Raw genomic sequence first — 19585 nt, forward strand, 5'->3', positions numbered from 1 at the left:
TGCGACCGTCGGCGACGGTGAGCAGGGCGTCGTGCAGCAGACCGCGGGTGACCCGCCAGTCCGCCAGGAGTTCCGCCGGCGGCGTGGTCGCCAGGTCTTCGGCGGCGCGGTCGACGAATCCGGAGGGATCCTCGGCGGCCTCACCGAGTACGACGTTGAAGCCGGCTTCGTCACGCACCGACAACAGCGCTACGCGGTCGGTCCACAGCAGGTGGGCGATCTGATGGGCGATGGTCCACCCCGGCGCCGGGGTCATCGTCGACCACGCCGAGTCGGGGAGGCCGGCGACCAGCGCGTCGAGGTCGTCGCTCTCGGCCCGCAGGTCGGCGACGATGGAGTCAGCGGCGGCCATGGAGTGCAGACTAATTGCGCGGCGTCTGTCGGCCCAGTGCGGCGTGCAGCGCCAGTCCGGCGAGGTAGACGCCCGCCCCGGCGGCGGCCAGGCCGGGGGCGTGCCCGTCGGGCGGGATGATCCCCGCCGCGGCGGCGATGGCGCCGATGAACGCGATCCAGAACAGCGAATCCTGAACGGTGAAGACGTGCCCGCGCAGGGCGTCGTCGACGTCGATCTGCATCGCGGTGTCCGCGCAGAGTTTGACGACCTGCCCGGCCGCGCCGAGCAGCGATCCGCAGATCACCATCACGGGTAGGTGCAGTCCGACCGCGGCCAACTGGATGGCGGCCGCGGCGACGAGCGCGCCGTTGGCGGTGCGGTATCGGCCCCATCGGGTGATCAGCGACGGCGTCGCGATCGTGGCGAGGAACGAGCCGGCACCCGTGGCGGCGACGAACAGCACCGCGGTGCCGAGACCGGCGACGGCTGTGGTGTCACTGTGCCGCACGATCACCAGCACCAGCAGCGTGTTGATCCCGAACACCACGCGGTGGGCGCCGAGTCCGGACAGTGTGGCCGCGACCGTGGGCACCGACAGCACGGTCCGCAGACCGTGCACCCATCCCGTCGCGACCGCGTAGACGACCGAACCGTGCACGGCGCGCACGCTGTCGTCCGGGCCTAGCACGTGCGAGCCGATGCGCACCGACAGCAGCAGCGCCAGCGCCACCGGCAGCGCGACGATCAGGATGATCACCGAGGCACCGGTGTCGTCGTCGCCGAACACCCAGCGGGGCAACAGCATGAAGTTCGCGCCGAGGAACGCCGCGACCGCGCCGGTGGCGGCCGCGACGGAGTTCATCGCCACCACCTGCTCGCGCGGCACGACATGCGGTAGCGCCGCCGACAGCCCCGAGGACACGAAGCGGGTGAAACCGTTGACGATCAAGGCGCCCAACAGGATCGGAAGGTCACCGACCCGGGCGGCGAGTAAGCCGGCCACCCCCAGGACCAGGATCAGCCGCGCCGAGTTCGCCCCGATCAGAACGAGCCGCCGGTCCCACCGGTCGAGCAGCGCGCCGGCGAACGGCCCCAGCAGTGAGTACGGCAGGAACAGCACCGCGAACGATCCGGCGATCGCCCACGGCCCGGCCGCGCGGTCGGGGTTGAACAGGATGGCCCCGGCCAGACCGGCCTGGAACAACCCGTCCCCGAACTGGCTGACGGCCCGCAGTTCGAGCAGCCGCCGGAATTCGGTGAGTCCACGCACCGACCGCCAGACCGCGACGAGTGCGCGAGCGTCAGCCACGAGAGATCACGTCCTGTTCCGGCGGAATGGATGCCCGAGGCGCTGAGGTGCGCGGCACCGCATCCACAGTACAAATGTCTGCGCGGGCCTGGCTTGTCCGCCACATCGGCACCGAGCCGGTGACATGATGGTGAACGTGGCGCAGTCAGAGGATCCCGAGGACTTCATCGCCCCCGCGGCACAGCGGGTGCGGGCGGGAACGCTGCTGCTCGCCAACACCGATCTCCTCGAGCCGACGTTCCGGCGCAGCGTCATCTACATCGTCGAACACAACGACGGCGGAACCCTCGGAGTGGTCCTGAACCGGCCGAGCGAGACCGCGGTCTACAACGTGCTGCCGCAGTGGGCGAAACTGGCCGCCAAACCCAAGACGATGTTCATCGGCGGGCCGGTGAAACGCGACGCCGCGCTGTGCCTGGCCACGTTGCGCGCCGGCGTGGCGGCCACCGGTGTGCCGGGCCTGCGGCACGTGCAGGGCCGCATGGTGATGGTCGACCTCGACGCGGACCCCGAACCGCTGGCGCCGGTGCTCGAGGGAGTGCGGATCTTCGCCGGGTACTCCGGCTGGACCATCGGCCAACTCGAGGGTGAGATCGAGCGCGACGACTGGATCGTGTTGTCGGCGTTGCCTTCTGACGTGCTCATCGAATCCCGGGTGGATCTCTGGGCGCGCGTGTTGCGCCGTCAGCCGCTACCGCTGTCGCTGTTGGCGACCCATCCGATCGACGTCAGCCGCAACTAGCTCACCGGCAGGACAGCACGCAACTGGCGCACGAGCCGGCGCAGTCCGCGTCGGCGGCCACCGCGGCTTCACTGCGGGCGACCACCTTCGCGCTCTGCCAGCAGCCGGCGGCGACCGTCGCGACGGCCCCGACACCGCAGGCGGCCACCGCGAGCACACCCGTCTCGGACGGAGCGGCCAGCGCCACCACGCCACCGGCCGCCAGCATCACCGCTGCCGCGAGTTGAGTGGGGGCCACCGCCCGCAGGATCTGCTGACGGGGATCGGCCGAACGCGGCCGCGTCAGCAGCCACATCCCGAGGGCGCCGACCGCGACGGCGGCACACAGGCACAGCACCGCTACGAAGACCATGGGTCACAAGAATACGAGGCGCGGTTATTGGGCGCCCCCCGGGCGCCAGGCACGCCCGGGGGACGTCGTATCAGGGCAGCCCGAGGGGCTGCGGCAGCGGTGCCAACCCGGGTGCCGGCGGCGCCGCGGGTGCCGGCGGGGGCGGTGCGACCGCGGGCTGCGCGGTGGGTGAGGTCACCTTGAACCCGGTCACGATCGCGTCGGTGGCGTCCGCGGCCGGGACGGCCTGGTCGACGGTGGTGGTGACCGCCAGGGACACCAGGTAGCGGTCCGGCCCGGACGACGCGATCAGGTGCCTGCGCGAGGTGTTGAGCGTCATCGAGTTCTCGCGGTAGGTGCCCTCGATCAGCGAGGACGGCATCCCGTTGTAGGGCGCCAGCGACGCATCGGTGGACCGCCACGCCGGCAGCATCTGGCTGTCGATGAAGCCGTGGCTGATCGCCTCGTCGGGGTTGAAGGCGCCGATCAGCTTGTATACCTTGAGCTGCGCGTTCGACGAGTACAGCCCATCACCACCGACACGGTCGGCGATCACCGCGAACGCCTCGGGGACGTTGGGGTCCGGGATGTAGGCCCAGCCCCGGGGCATCGGCAGCGTGATGTTGAGCGCGTTGAAGTCGCGCGCCACCTGCGGCTGCATGGCGACGCCCTTGGCGCGGAAGAACTCGGCGATCGTGCCGGACGAGGCGGGCAGGATGGCCGGGGCCGGCGGCGCGACGCCCGCGGGCGCCGTGCCCGCGCTGGGGCTGATCACCGCACCGGTGAGGCCGGGGAGCGTCGCCGACTCCGGCACCGCGGCGGGCGCCGCGGCAGGGGCGGCGGGGGCGGCGCCCACCACGGCGGGGCCGGGTACCGGGGGTTGGGGGAAGACGGGTTCTGCCGTGGCGGTTGCACCGGCGAAGCCGACCAGTCCGGCCACGCCCGCAGCCACACCTCCTGCCAGAACCCGCCAGTGGCGGGCTTTCTCGATCATCGACGCTGTCCTTCTGCCGTGGTGGTCGGGCTCGTCACGCCCTGAGGTCAGGCGCCGACTGTAACCACGGGCCGATGGCGCTCACCAGGGCTGGAACCGACCTGGGATCAACCCCTGACTTCGCCGCAACGGAACCGATACCGAGACGTGTCCTGCGTGGGCGTTCACCGCGGTCACGTGGGCCCGCATGGGCGGCAGAACTCTCCTTATACCCTGGTGAGGTGACCGAAACCCCGACCGCCCGGCCCGACCGGGCCGCTGATGTCGACCTCCCGCAGCACCGCTACACCGCTGAGCTCGCGGGGCGGATCGAGGACGCGTGGCAGCAGACGTGGGCGGCCCAGGGCACCTTCAACGTGCCGAACCCGGTCGGTGAGCTGGCCCCGCCGGACGGCGCGGTGCCCGCCGACAAGATGTTCGTCCAGGACATGTTCCCGTACCCGTCGGGTGAGGGGCTGCACGTCGGACATCCGCTGGGCTACATCGCCACCGACGTGTACGCGCGGTACTACCGGATGACGGGCCGCAACGTGCTGCACGCCTTGGGTTTCGACGCGTTCGGTCTGCCCGCCGAGCAGTACGCCGTCCAGACCGGCACCCATCCGCGGATCCGCACCGAGGCCAACATCGTCAACTTCCGTCGCCAGCTGGGTCGGCTCGGGCTGGGTCACGACACCCGGCGCAGCTTCTCCACCACCGACGTCGACTTCTACACCTGGACGCAGTGGATCTTCCTGCAGATCTACAACGCCTGGTTCGACCGCGACGCCAACAAGGCGCGCCCGATCGCCGAGCTGATCGGTGAGTTCTCCTCCGGCGCCCGCGCACTCGACGACGGCAGGCAGTGGGCGGACCTGAGCGCCGGCGAGCGCGCCGACGTGGTCGACTCCCACCGGCTGGTCTACCGCGCCGACTCGGTGGTCAACTGGTGCCCCGGGCTGGGCACCGTGCTGGCCAACGAAGAGGTCACCGCCGACGGGCGCAGCGACCGCGGCAACTTCCCGGTGTTCCGGAAACGGTTGCGGCAGTGGATGATGCGCATCACCGCCTACTCCGACCGCCTGCTCGAGGACCTGGACGTCCTCGACTGGCCGGACAAGGTGAAGACGATGCAGCGCAACTGGATCGGCCGCTCCACCGGCGCGGAGGTCCTCTTCGGCACCGACGCCGGCGACATCGAGGTGTTCACCACCCGTCCCGACACGCTGTTCGGCGCGACGTATCTGGTGTTGGCGCCCGAGCATCCGCTGGTCGAGCAGTTGACGGCCGCCCAGTGGCCCGACGGGGTGGACGACCGCTGGACGTTCGGGGCGGCGACACCGGGGGAGGCGGTCGCCGCCTACCGCGCGTCGATCGCCGCCAAGAGCGATCTGGAGCGCCAGGAGAACAAGACCAAGACCGGCGCGTTCCTGGGCGCATACGCGACGAATCCGGCCAACGGGCAACAGGTTCCGATCTTCATCGCCGACTACGTGCTGATCGGATACGGCACCGGCGCCATCATGGCGGTGCCCAGCGGCGACCAGCGGGACTGGGAGTTCGCGACCGAGTTCGGGCTGCCCATCGTCGAGGTGGTCGCCGGCGGCGACATCACCCAGGCCGCCTACAGCGGTGACGGCACGATGGTGAACTCCGACTATCTCGACGGGATGGACGTGGCGACCGCGAAGGCGGCCATCACCGAACGGCTGGTCGCCGACGGCCACGGCCGGGCCCGCGTCGAATACAAGCTGCGCGACTGGCTTTTCGCGCGCCAGCGGTACTGGGGTGAGCCGTTCCCGATCGTCTACGACAGCGACGGCCGTGCCCACCCGCTGCCGGAATCCGCCCTGCCGGTGGAGCTTCCGGACGTCCCGGACTACTCGCCGGTGCTGTTCGACCCGGACGACGCGGACAGCGAACCGAATCCGCCGCTGAACAAGGCCACCGACTGGGTGCACGTCGAACTCGACCTCGGCGACGGTCTGCAGACCTACACCCGCGACACCAACGTCATGCCACAGTGGGCGGGCAGCTCCTGGTACGAGCTGCGCTACACCGATCCGCTGAACAAAGAGGCGTTGTGCGCCAAGGAGAACGAGGCGTACTGGATGGGTCCGCGGCCGGACCTCCACGGGCCGCAGGACCCCGGCGGGGTCGACCTCTACGTCGGCGGCGTCGAGCACGCCGTGCTGCACCTGCTGTACTCGCGGTTCTGGCACAAGGTGCTCTACGACCTGGGCCACGTGAGTTCGCGGGAGCCCTACCGAAGGCTGGTCAACCAGGGCTACATCCAGGCGTTCGCCTACACCGACTCGCGCGGGTCCTACGTCCCGGCCGCCGACGTCGTCGAGCGCGACGGCAAGTTCTGGTACTCCGCCCCAGAGGGCGAAATGGAGGTCTTCCAGGAGTTCGGCAAGATCGGCAAGAGCCTGAAGAACTCGGTGTCGCCGGACGAGATCTGCGACAACTACGGCGCCGACACGCTTCGCGTCTACGAGATGTCGATGGGTCCGCTGGAGGCCTCGCGGCCGTGGGCGACCAAGGACGTCGTGGGGGCGCACCGGTTCCTGCAGCGCGTGTGGCGGCTGGTGGTCGACGAGCAGACCGGCGCGGTCCGGGTGGCCAACCACGAGGCGCTCGACACCGACACGCTGAGAGTCCTGCACCGCACGGTCGCCGGCGTGTCGGAAGACTATGCGGCGCTTCGCAACAACACCGCGGCGGCCAAGCTGATCGAGTACACCAACCACCTCACGAAGGAGGGGGTGACCGCACGGGCGGCCATCGAACCGCTGGTGTTGATGGTCGCGCCGCTGGCGCCGCATCTGGCCGAGGAGCTGTGGCGGCGGATGGGCAACGACACGTCGCTGGCGCACGGTCCGTTCCCGGTGGCCGATCCGCAGTATCTGGTCACCGACACGGTCGAATACCCGGTGCAGGTCAACGGCAAGGTGCGCAGCCGGATCACCGTCGAGGCCGACGCCGGTAGGGACACGCTCGAGGCGGCGGCGCTGGCCGACGAGAAGGTGCTGGCGTTCCTCGACGGCGCGACGCCGAAGAAGGTGATCGTGGTCCCCGGCCGCCTGGTCAACCTCGTCCTGTGATTTCGGCGCGCAAACGTACGCTCACCGCACGTGTGCGCACCGAAATCGCGGAACTCAGCGGGGACGGACGATCACCTCGTGGATGTGCGCATCGGCAGGCGCGGTGATCGCGTCCGCCGTCACCCGGGCGACGGTCTCCGCGCTGAGGAAGTCGGCCGGGTCGTAGTCGCGGCCCTCGTACGCCCGCAGATCCTGCTGCATCTCGGTCGCGATGCGGCCCGGGTGCACGGAGGTGACCCGTAGGCCGGCCTCGTCGTTGCGCAGCGAGTCGGCGAACGACCGCAGCGCGAACTTGCTCGCCGAATACGACGCCAGGCCCGGGGAGGCGTTGATCCCCGACCCGGAGTTGATGAACACGACCTGACCGTCCGCCGCGCGCAGCGCAGGCAGCAGGGCCAGCGTGAGCGCGACGGCGCCGATCACGTTGACGTTCATGGTCGCTCGCCACTCGTCGACGGTGGACTCGGCGACCCGCGCCGGATAGGCCACCCCGGCGTTGTGGACGAGCACGTCGAGTTCGACGATCGGTTCGACGGCGGCCGGGATCGCGTCGACGTCGTCGAAGTCGATCTCCCAGGTGGTGGCGCCGAGCCGCTGGGCGACCTCGTCGAGTTGCGCCGACGCCCGCCCGGCCAGGAACAGGGTGTGCGTGGGCGCGAGCGCGGTCGCGATGGCCGCCCCGAGCCCGCGCGAAGCGCCAGTAATCATCGCGGTCGGCATGTCGCCAACCCTACCGACCTGCGCGAAACGCCCTGCGGTCGCATGATTGAACGGATGCCACACGATCCCAGCTTCGCGCCCACGCAACTCGCGGCCCGCGCCGCGTACCTCCTGCGCGGCAACGACCTGGGATCCATGACCACCGCGGCGCCCCTGCTGTACCCGCACATGTGGAGTTGGGACGCGGCGTTCGTGGCGATCGGGCTGGCGCCGCTGAGCGTCGAGCGCGCCGTCGTCGAACTCGACACGCTGCTCTCGGCGCAGTGGCGCAACGGGATGATCCCGCACATCGTGTTCGCCAACGGGGTGGACGGCTACTTCCCGGGCCCGGCGCGCTGGGCGACCTCCGCCCTGGCCGCCGACGCGCCGCGCACCCGGCGCACCTCGGGTATCACGCAGCCGCCCGTCCACGCGATCGCGGTGCAGCGCATCCTTGACCACGCGCGCACCCGCGGCCGGTCGACCCGCCAGGTGGCCGAGGCGTTCCTGGACCGCCGCTGGGGTGATCTGGTGCGCTGGCACCGCTGGCTGGCCGAATGCCGCGACCAGAACGGCCGTGGGCGCGTCACGCTCTACCACGGCTGGGAGTCCGGCATGGACAACTCCCCGCGATGGGATGCCGCCTACGCCAAGGTGATTCCCGGTGCCGTGCCGGAATATCAGCGCGAGGACAACAAGATCAACACCGACGCCACCCAGCGGCCGTCCGATCACGAATACGACCGGTATCTCTGGCTGCTCGAGGAGATGAAGTCCGCGCGCTACGACGACCACCTGCTCCCGAAGGTGATGAGCTTCGCCGTCGAGGACGTGTTCGTCTCGGCGATCTTCTCGGTGGCGTGTCAGGTGCTCGCCGAGATCGGGGAGGACTACAAGCGCCCGAACGCCGACGTGCGCGACCTGTACTCGTGGGCCGAGCGGTTCCGCACCGGCGTCATCGAGACGACCGACCAACGCACCGGTGCGGCAAGGGATTTCGATGTCCGCGCCGACAAGTGGGTGGCCACCGAGACCGTCGCGCAGTTCGCGCCGCTGCTGTGCGGGGGCCTGCCGCACAACCGGGAGCGGGCCTTGCTGCGCCTGCTGGAGGGGCCGCGGTTCTGCGGGCACCCCGACCTGAAGTACGCCTGCATCCCGTCGACGTCGCCGGTGTCGCGCGACTTCCGGCCCCGGGAGTACTGGCGCGGTCCGATCTGGCCGGTGATGACGTGGCTGTTCGCGTGGTGCTTCGCTCGGCGCGGGTGGGCCGAACGCGCCCGGGTGCTGCGGCACGAGGGGTTGCGCCAGGCCAGCGACGGGTCGTTCGCCGAGTACTACGAACCCTTCACCGGCGAACCGCTGGGCAGTATGCAGCAGTCGTGGACGGCCGCGGCGGTGCTGGACTGGCTCGGGTGACGCCTAGTCCTCGTGCTGTTCGGCGAGGCGTTCCAGCGGTGCCAGCGCCTTGGCCAGCGTGTCGAGTTCCTCGTCGCTGAGCTTCGCCAGCAGCGTGGCCAGGTGGGCGCGACGCGTGGCGAGCGCCTCCCGGTGCTGCACCAGGCCTTCGGGTGTGACCTCGACCAGCACGGCCCGCAGGTCCGAGGGGTCCCGGGAGCGCTTGACCAGGCCGAGTTTCTCCAGCCGGCGGATCGCGACGGTCGTGGTGGGCGTGCGGACGCGTTCGTGGGCGGCCAGCTCGGTCATCCGGATCGGGCCGCAGTCGAGCAGCGTGAGCAGGATGGACAGCTGGGCCAGCGTCAGATCGCCGCCTTCGGTACCCCGGTTGGCGTCGCCGCGGCGCAGGACGGAGAACACCTTCGACAGCACACGCTGCAGCTCACCTGCCAGCTCGGTGACCTGCGCCTGCGTCTCGACCATAGTTCGCCAGTCTAACGTGTCCGGGCCTGCCGATTTGGCTTTGGCCGTTAATTCACAGCACCTGTGACAGGAACCGCTGCAACCGGTCGGTCTGCGCCGCGTCGAAGATCTGCTCCGGCGGCCCGGCCTCCACGACCTGCCCCTGATCCATGAACACCACCGAGTCGGCGGTCGACCGCGCGAAGCCCATCTCATGGGTGACCACCACCATGGTCATCCCGTCCGCGGCCAGCTCGGCCATCAGCGCGAGGATGCCCTTGACCAGCTCCGGGTCCAGCGCCGAGGTGGCCTCGTCGAAGAACATGATCTGCGGTGACATCGCGAGCGCGCGGGCGATCGCGACCCGCTGCTGCTGACCACCGGACAGCGTGCCGGGCCGCACCTCGGCCTTCTGCCGCAATCCGACGCGGTCGAGTTGGGCCAGGCCGAGTTCGCGGGCCTCGTCGGCGGGCAGCCGTTTGAGCTTGCGGGGGGCCAGCGTCACGTTGTCGAGCACGCTGCGGTGCGGGAACAGGTTGAACTGCTGGAACACCATCCCGATCCGCTGCCGCAGCTCGTCGGGGTTGTCCTCGAGCACCGAGCGTCCGTCGAGCAGGATGTCGCCGCGGTCGGGTTCGTAGAGCCGGTTGAGGGTCCGCAGCAGCGTCGACTTCCCCGAGCCCGACGGCCCGATGACCGCCGCGGTGGTTCCGGCCGGGACGTCGATGTCGACTCCGCGCAGCACCTTGTTGGGTCCGAAGGCGACGTGAATGTCGCTGGCGCTCAGCGAAACCGGGTCGACCGATGCGTCGGCCATCAGATCATCTCCTGGGTCGCCGCGGGTTGGAGGGTGGGCGGATCCTCTTCGGTGGGTCGCCGCCCGCGGCGCAGCCGCGCGTCGACGTAGTTCACCAGGTGGGTCAGCGGAATGGTCAGCAGGAGGTAGAACAGGCCCGCCGCGACGAGCGGCGACAGGCTCCCGGTCTGGGCGTTGAGGTCACGGCCGACCTGGAACAGTTCGCGCTGGTCGGCCACCAGCCCGAGGAAGTACACCAGCGAGGACGCCTTGAGCAGTGAGATGAACTGGTTCATCAGCGCGGGCAGCACGCGCCGCACGCCCTGCGGGATCACCACCAGCCGCATCGACGACGAGTAGCTGAAGCCCAGCGCGCGGGACGCCTCGAGCTGTCCGGTCTCCACACTCTGGATGCCGGACCGGAAGATCTCGCCGATGTAGGCCGCGGCCATCAACCCGAGCGCCGCGATGCCGAGCGGAAACGGGTTGTTACCGGTCAACCCGCCGACGATCGGTCCGACGCCGAGGCCGATGAGCAGGATGATCACCACTTCGGGCAGGCCGCGGAAGATGTCGGTGTAGATCCGCGCCGGCCACCGCAGCAGCCGGGACCTCGAGATCCCGGCGACCGCCAGCGCCATCCCGAGCACGAGGCCGATGATCGCGGCGCTGACGGTGAGGATCAGCGTGTTCGGCAGGCCGGTCTTGAGCAGGTCCGGGATCGCCTGCTTGTAGAGATCCCAGTTGAGGAACGAGTCGGAGAGTTGGCGCAACGTCGATTTCGGCGCGGCGGGGCCGGCATCGGTCTCCTGCTGCTGCGCGGCGATCGCCTGGAAGTCCGGCAGCTCGGGTGCGGGCGCCGCCTTCGAACCGGGCTTCCACCCGGGCGGCAGGGCGCGCGGCACCCAGTCCGAGTACAGCCGCGCCCAGGTCCCGTCGGCGATCACCGCGTCCAGCCCCGAGTTGAGCGCGTCGATCAGCGGCTGGTTCTCCTTGGCGACGGCGTAGGCGATGAAGTTGTCGAGGCTGAACGTGTTCTCGATGATCTGGGCCGGGTCGCCGGCCTGGACCGTGCCTTCGGCCTGCGCCGACGGCGCCACCCACGCATCGATCTGCCGGGTCTTGAGGCTGGCGTAGACGGTGTTGTAGTCGGGGAAGATCACCGGCTGCAGGCGCAGCGTGTCGACGACGTAGGCCTCCTGCACCGTGCCCTGGACGACGCCGATGCGCTGGCCCGGCCCCAGTTTCCCGAACCCGTCGATCGGTGAACCGCTGGGCACCACCAGCGAGAAGTAGCCGAAGTCGTAGCCGTTGGTGAAGCCGACGGTGCGCCTGCGCGCGTCGGTGGTGGTGATCGACGACGAGCCGACGTCGAAGCGCCGCGCCGCGGTCTGCGCGAGCAGCCCGGAGAACTCGGTACCGACGAAGTTGACCTGCAGGCCGAGTTTCCCGGCGATCGCGCGCAGCAGTTCGTTGTCGAATCCGGTGAACTGACCGGCGGAGTCGATGCAGATGCTGGGCGGCGCGTCGGACAGTGTCCCGACGGTCAGCACACCTGGTGTGCCGAGCCCCAGCGCGTCGACGTCGACGCTGTCGAGCGGCCGCACGGTCGGGGTGGTGTAGCGGTCGGCCTCCGGCCCCTGTGCGGCGGCCGCGAGGTTGGTCGGCAGCGCGCTGGCGCTCTCCACACCCGGCGGCGCACATTGGTCGACCTGCGCGCCCGCCGGCGCGGCGCCACACAGGGTGATCACCATCAGCATGGTCGTGATCAGTGCGGCGATCCGTCCGACGTTCATGGGTCTGAACCTAACCACCGGGGCTTGCCAGCACACCCCGGCGGGTCAGCTCGGCGACCATGATCGTGGCCATGAGGTCGGACCGTTCGAGGCAGGCGGTGCGCGCGCCGGCCGGGTCCCGGTCGGCGATGGCCGTCGCCTCCTGCTGATAAAACGGCAGGAACTCCGCCCGCACCCGCGGATAGGAGAGCCAGAAGTCCGACGCCGCGAAACACTGCGACGCGCGGATCGCCGCGTGCAGTCGCGGACCGGCGTGCGCGTTGTTGACGACGTCGCGGAACCGTTGGCAGCTCTCGTGGAAGGTCCTGCGGTCCTTACCCTTTCGCATGTGCTGCAGCGCGTCGTCGAGCTCGGCGAGCAGGTCCGGGCCGGGGTCGGCGGCCGCGCGGGCAGCGGCGATCCCGTTGAGCACGCCGTACAACTCGTGGTGTTCGTGCAGCGTCGCGGCGTCGAAGCGTTCGACGAACGCGCCCCGGTGATATCGCGTCGACACGATTCCGTCGTGTTCGAGCTGGACCATCGCCTCCTGGATCGGCACGCGGCTCACCCCGAGTGTCTCGGCGATGGCGTTGCGGTCGATGCGGTGGCCGCCGCGCAGTCGGCCGGTCATCACCAGGTCGACGACGTGCGCGACGACCTGGTCCTTCTCCTTGACTCCGTAGCGTTTCGGCATCCGCGCGTGCGGATCGTTATCGGCTGTCCCGCCAGCGGCACAGCGCTTCGGCGGCGGTCAGGTCGTAGTCCGGGCCGTTGACACCGACGGTTAGCAGGGTGACGCCCAGACCGACGAGCGCATCCGCTTCGGCGAGCATCGCGTCCTTCCCGCTCTCGGGCACGCCCGAGGAGCGTTCGACGGCCGAGGGGTCGCGGCCGACGTCGGCGCAGTGCCGGTCGAGAACCTCGGCCTTGGCGGGATAGGTGGTGCGATCGGTGAAACCGTGCCAGATGTCGGCGTATTCGGCGACCAGACGCAACGTCTTGCGCTCACCCTGGCCGCCGATGAGGATGGGGATCTCGCGCGTCGGCGCGGGATTGAGCTTCGCCAACCGCGCCTTGATCCGCGGCAGCGCCTGCGCCAGATCGTCGAGTCTGCTTCCGGCCGTGCCGAATTCGTAGCCGTACTCGTCGTAGTCCTTCTGCTTCCAGCCGGAGCCGATACCCAGGATCAGCCGCCCCTCGCTGATGTGGTCGACCGTGCGGGCCATGTCGGCCAGCAACTCCGGGTTGCGGTACGAGTTGCAGGTCACCAACGCACCGATCTCGATGCGCGAGGTCTGCTCCGCCCACGCCGCCAACATGGTCCAGCATTCGTAGTGGGCGCCGTCCGGATCACCGTAGAGCGGGAAGAAGTGGTCCCAGTTGAACGCGACGTCGACGCCGAGGTCCTCACAGCGGCGCACCGCGTCGCGGATGTGACGGTACTCGGATGAGTGCTGGGGCTGCAGTTGGACACCGATGCGCACGGGGAAGGCAGTGGGGGAGGTCACGCAAACCACCGTAGTCCGCCGGTCGCCGAGGCGGTTGCCGATCTTCAGCCGAATCGCACCTGGATGCGGTGGTCCTCGTCGGTGACGTAGAACGCCTGCCCGGATTCGACGGCGATGCCCTCGACATTGCGCAGGCCGGGGAAGTCTCGGACCATCTCGGCCGGCACGCCGGTGTCGCGGTGGTCGTCGGCCGGCAACGTGAAACGCCAATGTGAGCAATGTTCCGCGGCGCCCTCGGGGTGGTCCTCTAGCAGAACCGAACCCTTGTCGGAGGCGTCGATCGAGCCGATGATCGCGTGGTAGGTGTCACCGCCCGAATGCGAAAGAGCGCGGAAGCCGACCAGAGCGCCAGGCGGCGACACGCCGGTCAACTCCCACACGTGCTCGACGGTCGGCCACGTCTCGTCCGCCTCGAACATGGCGGGCACGCCGGACATTTCGACCAGGATCGGCTCACCGTCCGCGGTGGTGGGAAACCGCAACGCGAGCAGCAGATTCCCGTTGGGGCGGAAGGCGGCACCCTCGATGTTGATCGGGACGTCCCGCTCGGTCAACCGGTCGGTCCAGGTCTTGCTGCGTTGGGTGCCACGCTCGATGGTGCGCGCGATGAAACGGGTGCGCACGCTGTCTCCGGGCGTGATCGCGACGACCCGCGAAGCGTCCAGCGCGTCGTTGATCAGCCGGTGCAGGCGGAATCGGTTGCGGCGGATCTCGATCGCCAGCTCCGCCTCGGGCACCCTGCGGTCGATCGACTGCTCGTCGAATCGGGCGATGAAGGCGCGCTTGGCCTGCAGCGGACCCGCCTTGGATCCGTAATGCGAACCCACCACGTAGAGCCAGCCGTCGTGCCGCGCGACCGCCTCGGCGTCCTCGGTCCGACCCGTCTCCGCACCGGCTCGGGCAGGCAGGGGGTGGATTTCCCAGCCGCTGTCGGGCGCCGCCCCTGCGGCATGGCCGAGTACCGCGATCGAATCCTCGACCGAACCCTCGTCGAGCACCGTCCAGAACCCGAGATCCCACCCGTGTGCGTCGAGCAGCGCCTGGTTGTCGACGTGTACCAGGTCTGAAGCCTCGTTGCCCGAGTGGGCGAGATCAACAGTGGTAAGCGCCGACGACGTCACCCGGAGATGCTAGCGGTCACCGCGCTTAGACGCCGATCTGCCCGTCGTTCTTCCACACCGCCACCATCGACGGCCGCGCGGTTCCGTTGCCGCCCTCGGGCCATCGCGACAGCGGGTTGTCGATGCTGTTGTCGTCGTTCTCGCCCGGATGTTGGACCGCCACCATCACCACGTCGTCCCTGACGATCGGCCCACAGGTCTCCGCGCCCAACGGCACGGTGAGGAACTGCTTGGTCTCGCCGCGGTTCGGGCCGTCCAGCGCGACGGCGAACAGGCCGTCGTTGGAGTCGAGCGCGTTGCCGTCGGTGGAGATCCACAGGTTGCCGTGACCGTCGAACGCCAGGTTGTCCGGGCAGGAGATCGGGCTGACCTTCGTCTTGTCGAACCCGGCGAAGTAGGTGTCGGCGGCCGCCGGGTCACCACAGACGAGCAGCAGGTCCCACGTGAAATCGGTGCCGGCGGGGTTGTCGGTGATCTCGAGGACCTGCCCACTCTTGTTGTCGTTGCGCGGATTGGCCGCATCGGGCGGCGCCTCGCCGTCCGCGCCCCGTTCGTCGTTGTTGGTGAGGGCGACGTAGACCTTGCCGGTCTTGGGGTTGGCCTCGAAGTCCTCGGGCCGGTCCATCTTCGTGGCGCCGGCCTTGTCGGCGGCCATGCGGGTGAACACCGCGGCTTCCTGGGCGGAGATCCCGGCGACCAACGACTCGGCCTGACCGCCGGGGCCCGAACGCAGCAGCGGGATCCAGGTGCCGCTGCCGGTGAACGAACCCTTCGACGGCAGCTTGCCCGAGCCGTCGATCTCGTTGGCCGGGATGTCGCTGGTCAGCTTGGCGACATACAGCGTGCCCTCGTCCAGGATGGTCATGTTGTGCGCCATCGCGGCCGGGTCGTATCCATCCCCCATCGCTCCGCTCGCCCTGGTCCCCGGCTGCATCTTCTTGCTGGAGACGAACTTGTACATGTAGTCGAAGCGCTCGTCGTCACCGGTGTAGGCGATCACGGTGCCGTCGTCGGTGACGTAGATGTTGGCGCCCTCGTGCTTGAGCCGGCCCATTGCGGAATGCTTGACCGGGACCGAGTCGGGGTCCCACGGATTGAGTTCGACGACGTAGCCGAACCGGTTCGGCTCGTTGGGCGTCTGCGTCAGGTCGAAGCGAGGGTCGAAGGTCTCCCACAGCAGGGCGGTCGGTTCCAGCGAGACGCCGTAGCGGTCGAGGCGGTCGGCGTCGACTGGAGCCGGCGGCGGCGCGCCCTCGGCGGCGCCGAAGTAATCCTGGAAGTTTTCCTCACCCGAAAGCACTGTGCCCCAAGGCGTTACGGCGCCCGCACAGTTGGCGAAGGTGCCGGCGATGGTCCGTCCCGTCGGGTCCGCGGCCGTCTTCGCGAAGTCGGTTCCGGCGGCGGGGCCCGTCAGGGTCATCGGGGTGTCGGCGGTGATGCGACGGTTGTAGCGGCCCATCACCGGCCTCAACCCCTGCGGCGTGCGCTCTACCTCGACGACACCCATGCCGACCGCGGCGATCTCGACGTCGAAGTGCTCGCGGGTCGGGGCGTCGGGGTTGTAGCCGGGGAACATGAACACCGGGTCCACGTACTCGAAATTGGTCACCAGCAGGAAGCGGTTCTGCTGGCCCTCTATCGGCAGCAGGCCGGCGAAGTCGTTGTTGAAGCCGAACTGACCGCGCTGCGCGGCGCCGGTCTGCTTGGTGACGTCGAACTTCGGCGCGTTCGGCAGGATCGGGTCGCCCCAGCTGATGACGACCGCCTGCTGGTATCCCTCGGGGATGACGACCGCGTCCTCGCTGTTGGGGGCGACCGAGGTGAACTTCATACCCGCCGGCGACTCCGCCGGTGCGTCCGACGTCGTCGGCGTGGCGGCGGGTTGCTCGTCACTCCCGCACGCGGCGAGCACCGATCCGGCGCCGACGGCCAGCACGGTGACGCCGGTGGCTTGCAGCATCGACCGGCGGGACACCGCCTTGGCGACGTCGCCGAAGTACGCATTGTCGCTGGTGTTGGGCACCGGCTTCCAACAGGCGTCACCGCACTTGTAGCGGCAGGTGATGTGCTGTCGCTTCGACCTACCGTCATGCGACACAAGGAGATTCAGCGGCACTAGCGCCATGGCAGGCAGGTTCCTTCCCTCCACACGGCCGCGGGCTGAGCGGCCGATCGCGCGAAACCTACGGCAGGCGGGCGTGCAGCAGGCGATCAACAGGTGAACAACCGGTTGTCCGGCGGGCGACACACGGTTGCGATTTCAACGAATTTGCTGTCGTCGTCCCTTCGCACGGTATACGTTTCCCGCACATAAATAACGGAGGGGTCAAATCATGGCGGGTCATCGGGGGGTGCGTCGATCGGAGAGCTTTGCGGTTCGGCGTTGGCTGCAGCTGGGGGCGGCGTCGGCAGGCGTCGGGGCGGGGTTGCTCGGCTTCTCGCTGCTGGGTCCGCAGGTCGGTACGGCCGCCGCGGACACCGCGGGGGAGACCTCGACTTCGGCGAGCGCATCCGCCTCGGACGACAAACCCGCGCCCGCGTCGTCTGCGGCGGAGGACACCGACGCGGACGCTGACGAGAGCGACGACGCCGACGACGCCGAAGAGGCGGACGCCGATGAGGGCGACACCGACGATCTCGACGACGACTCGACCGACGAAGACCTCGACGAGGATGTCGAGGACGACGACGTCGAGGACCCAGCGGACGTCGAGGTGGCGGACGACGCCTCGGACGACGCGTCGGACGACAGGGACACCACATCGGCCGTGCGCACCATCACCGAAGCCGTTGTCCCCGAGGCGACGTCGCAACCGCAGGCGCGGTCGCTGGCACCCAAGGCGCCGTCGTCGGGCAGCTGGAGCGATGTCACCGGACGGGCGATCTCGACCTGGACCGACGACTCGCGGGGCTGGATCAATTCCCTGCCGGTCGACAACCAGGCCAAATACCACCTCGAGGGTGCGCTCTGGGCGACCCGGCGCACCTTCTTCAACCAGGCGCCGAACGTCGCGCCGATCCAGATCAGCGGCAAGGTCGACGGCCCGGTCGTCGGAACGATCGGCGCGGTCGATCCCGATGGCGACCGGCTGATCTACGTCGTCACCCGGGGGCCGCAATCCGGGTCGGTGCATGTCAACGCCGACGGCACCTATACCTACACGCCCGGAACGGATTTCGACGGTGTGGACACCTTCCGCGTCGTCGCCGTCGACGTCGGGCCGCATGTCAACCTGCTCGACCCGTTCCGTCGGGTCGGCACCAGCGCCGACAACCTGGTCAACCAGCGTGCGATCACGTTCGCGTTCGCCTACACCACGGGGGCCGACCACTGGACTCCTGAGCGGCGCGAGGCGCTGGGCAGAGTGGCCGACGAATTGGTGGAGTACTTCATGGTCACGCGAGCAGTGACCGTCACCTACAACGTCATGGGGGAGGACGACGCGGAGTCGACGACCCTGGCGTGGGCCGACAGCGACCTCACGAGCGAGGAGGCGGGTTACTGGCGGACGGTGGTGCAGAACAAGTTGCAAACCGGAATCGATTCGAACGGTGCCGCGGCCGACGGCGAGATCGCTTTCAATTTCGGCAATGCGTGGGCTCTGGGCGATACGGTCGGCAGCGACGAGTACGACTTCACCTCGACCGCGATCCACGAGATCCTGCATTCGCTCGGCTTCATGAGCACGGTGACCCGGCCGGGCACGAACAGCGGGGGCAACCGGGTGATCTACGACCGCTTCATCGTGACGGCTGACGGCGTCAGACCGATCGGCGCCGACTATGTCTGGGACAGTCAGTACGACCCGAATCTGGTCGGAGAGAACGGCGGCCTGTACTTCGGCGGATCCAACGCCGTTGCGGCCTACGGCGGTTTCGTCCCGCTCTTCACGCCGGCGCCGTGGCGGCCCGGCAGCTCGATGCACCACCTGGACGACTTCACGTTCACCGGTCCCGACCAGAAGGTCATGAACGCCATGTCCGGTACCGGGTTCATCGTGCGGGCGTTGAGTCCGGTCGAACTCGGGATGCTGAGGGACCTCGGATACCGGGTGAGCGCACCGCTCGTTCAGCTCTGACCGGCGAGCACTCCGCGCAGGATGTCGACCAGCGCCCGCGGCTGATCACCCTGGACGGAGTGCCCGGAGTTCTCGACCACGTGGGTCCGCCGAAAGCCGGGCGCGCCGTTGGCGAATGCCTCGGCGTCCTCGTCGTTGACGAAGAACGACTTGGCGCCGCGCACGAGCGTCGTGGGCATGGTGATCGAGGGGACGTCGTCCCATAGCCCTTCGAACCCGTCGCCTTTGCGGAACGAGTCGTAGCGCCACGTCCAGGTGCCGTCGTCGAGACGCTTGGAGTTGTGAAAAACCCCGCGGCGCAACGAGTTCCGGTCACGGTGCGGGGAGGCGGCGACGGTGACGTCGAGCATCGCCTCGAACGAGGGGAAGGTGCGGTCGCCCTGTACCAGCGCGACGGCGCCGAGCTGGGCCTTGGTCATCTGCTCGTGGCGTTCGGGCGCCGACGGGGTGACGTCGACGAGCACCAGTTCGGGCACCAGCGCGGGTTCGGTGGCCGCGATGCGCAGGGCGGTCAATCCGCCCAGAGACATTCCGACGACCAGCCGCGGCTGCGGCGCCCACCCCCGCAGGACGGGCCGCAGCGTCTCGGCGTTGAGCTTCGGTCCGTAGTCGCCGTCCTCCCGCCACGCCGAGCGGCCGTGGCCGGGGAGGTCGATCGCGAGCGCGGGCATGCCCAGGCCGAGCACGACGGTGTCCCAGGTGTGCGCGTTCTGTCCGCCGCCGTGCAGGAACACCACGCGCGGATCGTCGTCGCCCCATTTGATGGCGCTGATCGGTCCGGCCTCGATGCGCGCCGCCGGCGGGATCTCGGAGACGCCGATCTGCTCGGCGTTCTCGTGGAGCAGGGCGAATTCGTCGAGGTTCGGCAGTTCGTCGTCGGAGATCACCCGTCCATCTAATCGCGTCGCCGAGATCGACGAAATGGCGGACCGCACTCACACAAACGCGCCCAAA

Annotated in this window: 17 protein-coding genes; 4 read left to right on the forward strand and 13 right to left on the reverse strand. The window is 69.2% G+C overall.

The annotated features are described in order from the left end of the window. The coding region (locus AU195_RS10605; RefSeq protein ID WP_157531103.1) for a maleylpyruvate isomerase family mycothiol-dependent enzyme at positions 1 to 352 on the reverse strand (352 nt) is incomplete at its 3' end. Between the two features lie 10 nt (positions 353 to 362). After that, the gene (locus AU195_RS10610) at positions 363 to 1643 is read right to left on the reverse strand and encodes an MFS transporter (RefSeq protein WP_059159032.1); all 1281 of its coding nucleotides are present in this window, start codon (positions 1641 to 1643) and stop codon (positions 363 to 365) included. 127 nt (positions 1644 to 1770) lie between these two features. Between AU195_RS10610 and AU195_RS10615 the strand changes: the two genes are divergently transcribed. Next, on the forward strand, positions 1771 to 2385 hold the full coding sequence (locus AU195_RS10615) for a YqgE/AlgH family protein (RefSeq protein ID WP_172800542.1): 615 nt from the start codon (positions 1771 to 1773) through the stop codon (positions 2383 to 2385). A 1-nt stretch (position 2386) separates the two neighbouring features. On the opposite strand, the gene AU195_RS10620 is transcribed toward AU195_RS10615, so the two are convergent. Together AU195_RS10620 and AU195_RS10625 are read right to left on the reverse strand one after the other, a co-directional pair. Next, positions 2387 to 2737, reverse strand: coding sequence for a hypothetical protein (locus tag AU195_RS10620; protein ID WP_059159033.1), 351 nt, complete (start codon positions 2735 to 2737; stop codon positions 2387 to 2389). A gap of 70 nt (positions 2738 to 2807) precedes the next feature. Further along, positions 2808 to 3710, reverse strand: coding sequence for an LpqN/LpqT family lipoprotein (locus AU195_RS10625; RefSeq protein ID WP_059159034.1), 903 nt, complete (start codon positions 3708 to 3710; stop codon positions 2808 to 2810). Positions 3711 to 3931: 221 nt separating this feature from the next. On the opposite strand from AU195_RS10625, the gene leuS reads away from it, so the two are divergent. After that, complete coding sequence (gene leuS / locus AU195_RS10630) at positions 3932 to 6796, forward strand: leucine--tRNA ligase (RefSeq protein ID WP_059159035.1); 2865 nt, start codon at positions 3932 to 3934, stop codon at positions 6794 to 6796. Positions 6797 to 6850: 54 nt separating this feature from the next. Here leuS and AU195_RS10635 read toward each other — a convergent pair whose 3' ends face one another. Beyond that, positions 6851 to 7516 carry an SDR family oxidoreductase gene (locus tag AU195_RS10635; RefSeq protein WP_059159036.1) on the reverse strand — a complete coding sequence of 222 codons (666 nt, stop codon included), beginning with the start codon at positions 7514 to 7516 and terminating at the stop codon, positions 6851 to 6853. Between the two features lie 54 nt (positions 7517 to 7570). On the opposite strand from AU195_RS10635, the gene ggh reads away from it, so the two are divergent. After that, positions 7571 to 8911, forward strand: a complete 1341-nt coding sequence (gene ggh, locus AU195_RS10640) for a glucosylglycerate hydrolase (RefSeq protein ID WP_059159037.1) — start codon at positions 7571 to 7573, stop codon at positions 8909 to 8911. Positions 8912 to 8914: 3 nt separating this feature from the next. Here the strand turns inward: ggh and AU195_RS10645 are convergent, their stop codons facing one another. Genes AU195_RS10645 through AU195_RS10675 form a run of 7 tightly spaced genes read right to left on the reverse strand, consistent with a single transcriptional unit; the run spans position 8915 to position 16677 of the window. Then, complete coding sequence (locus AU195_RS10645; protein ID WP_059159038.1) at positions 8915 to 9373, reverse strand: MarR family winged helix-turn-helix transcriptional regulator; 459 nt, start codon at positions 9371 to 9373, stop codon at positions 8915 to 8917. Positions 9374 to 9425: 52 nt separating this feature from the next. After that, a complete protein-coding gene (locus AU195_RS10650; protein ID WP_059159039.1) occupies positions 9426 to 10169 on the reverse strand; it encodes an amino acid ABC transporter ATP-binding protein in 744 nt (247 codons plus the stop codon). Beyond that, complete coding sequence (locus AU195_RS10655; RefSeq protein WP_059159040.1) at positions 10169 to 11944, reverse strand: ABC transporter substrate-binding protein/permease; 1776 nt, start codon at positions 11942 to 11944, stop codon at positions 10169 to 10171. Before AU195_RS10655 ends, AU195_RS10650 begins: the two co-directional genes overlap by 1 nt. A gap of 10 nt (positions 11945 to 11954) precedes the next feature. Further along, the gene (locus tag AU195_RS10660; protein WP_059159041.1) at positions 11955 to 12617 is read right to left on the reverse strand and encodes a GntR family transcriptional regulator; all 663 of its coding nucleotides are present in this window, start codon (positions 12615 to 12617) and stop codon (positions 11955 to 11957) included. A gap of 16 nt (positions 12618 to 12633) precedes the next feature. Continuing rightward, positions 12634 to 13431: an LLM class F420-dependent oxidoreductase gene (locus AU195_RS10665; RefSeq protein WP_059159042.1), complete on the reverse strand. Its 798-nt coding sequence runs from the start codon at positions 13429 to 13431 to the stop codon at positions 12634 to 12636. A 44-nt stretch (positions 13432 to 13475) separates the two neighbouring features. Then, positions 13476 to 14552 carry a hypothetical protein gene (locus AU195_RS10670; RefSeq protein ID WP_059159043.1) on the reverse strand — a complete coding sequence of 359 codons (1077 nt, stop codon included), beginning with the start codon at positions 14550 to 14552 and terminating at the stop codon, positions 13476 to 13478. A 25-nt stretch (positions 14553 to 14577) separates the two neighbouring features. Then, positions 14578 to 16677, reverse strand: coding sequence for a PhoX family protein (locus AU195_RS10675; protein WP_059159044.1), 2100 nt, complete (start codon positions 16675 to 16677; stop codon positions 14578 to 14580). Positions 16678 to 16885: 208 nt separating this feature from the next. On the opposite strand from AU195_RS10675, the gene AU195_RS10680 reads away from it, so the two are divergent. Continuing rightward, positions 16886 to 18631: a cadherin-like domain-containing protein gene (locus AU195_RS10680; RefSeq protein WP_059159045.1), complete on the forward strand. Its 1746-nt coding sequence runs from the start codon at positions 16886 to 16888 to the stop codon at positions 18629 to 18631. On the opposite strand, the gene AU195_RS10685 is transcribed toward AU195_RS10680, so the two are convergent. Beyond that, complete coding sequence (locus AU195_RS10685) at positions 18622 to 19518, reverse strand: Rv0045c family esterase (RefSeq protein ID WP_059159046.1); 897 nt, start codon at positions 19516 to 19518, stop codon at positions 18622 to 18624. The genes AU195_RS10680 and AU195_RS10685 overlap by 10 nt on opposite strands. Positions 19519 to 19585: the final 67 nt, after the last annotated feature.

It is taken from the genome of Mycobacterium sp. IS-1496 (assembly GCF_001499995.1).
Classification (GTDB): domain Bacteria; phylum Actinomycetota; class Actinomycetes; order Mycobacteriales; family Mycobacteriaceae; genus Mycobacterium.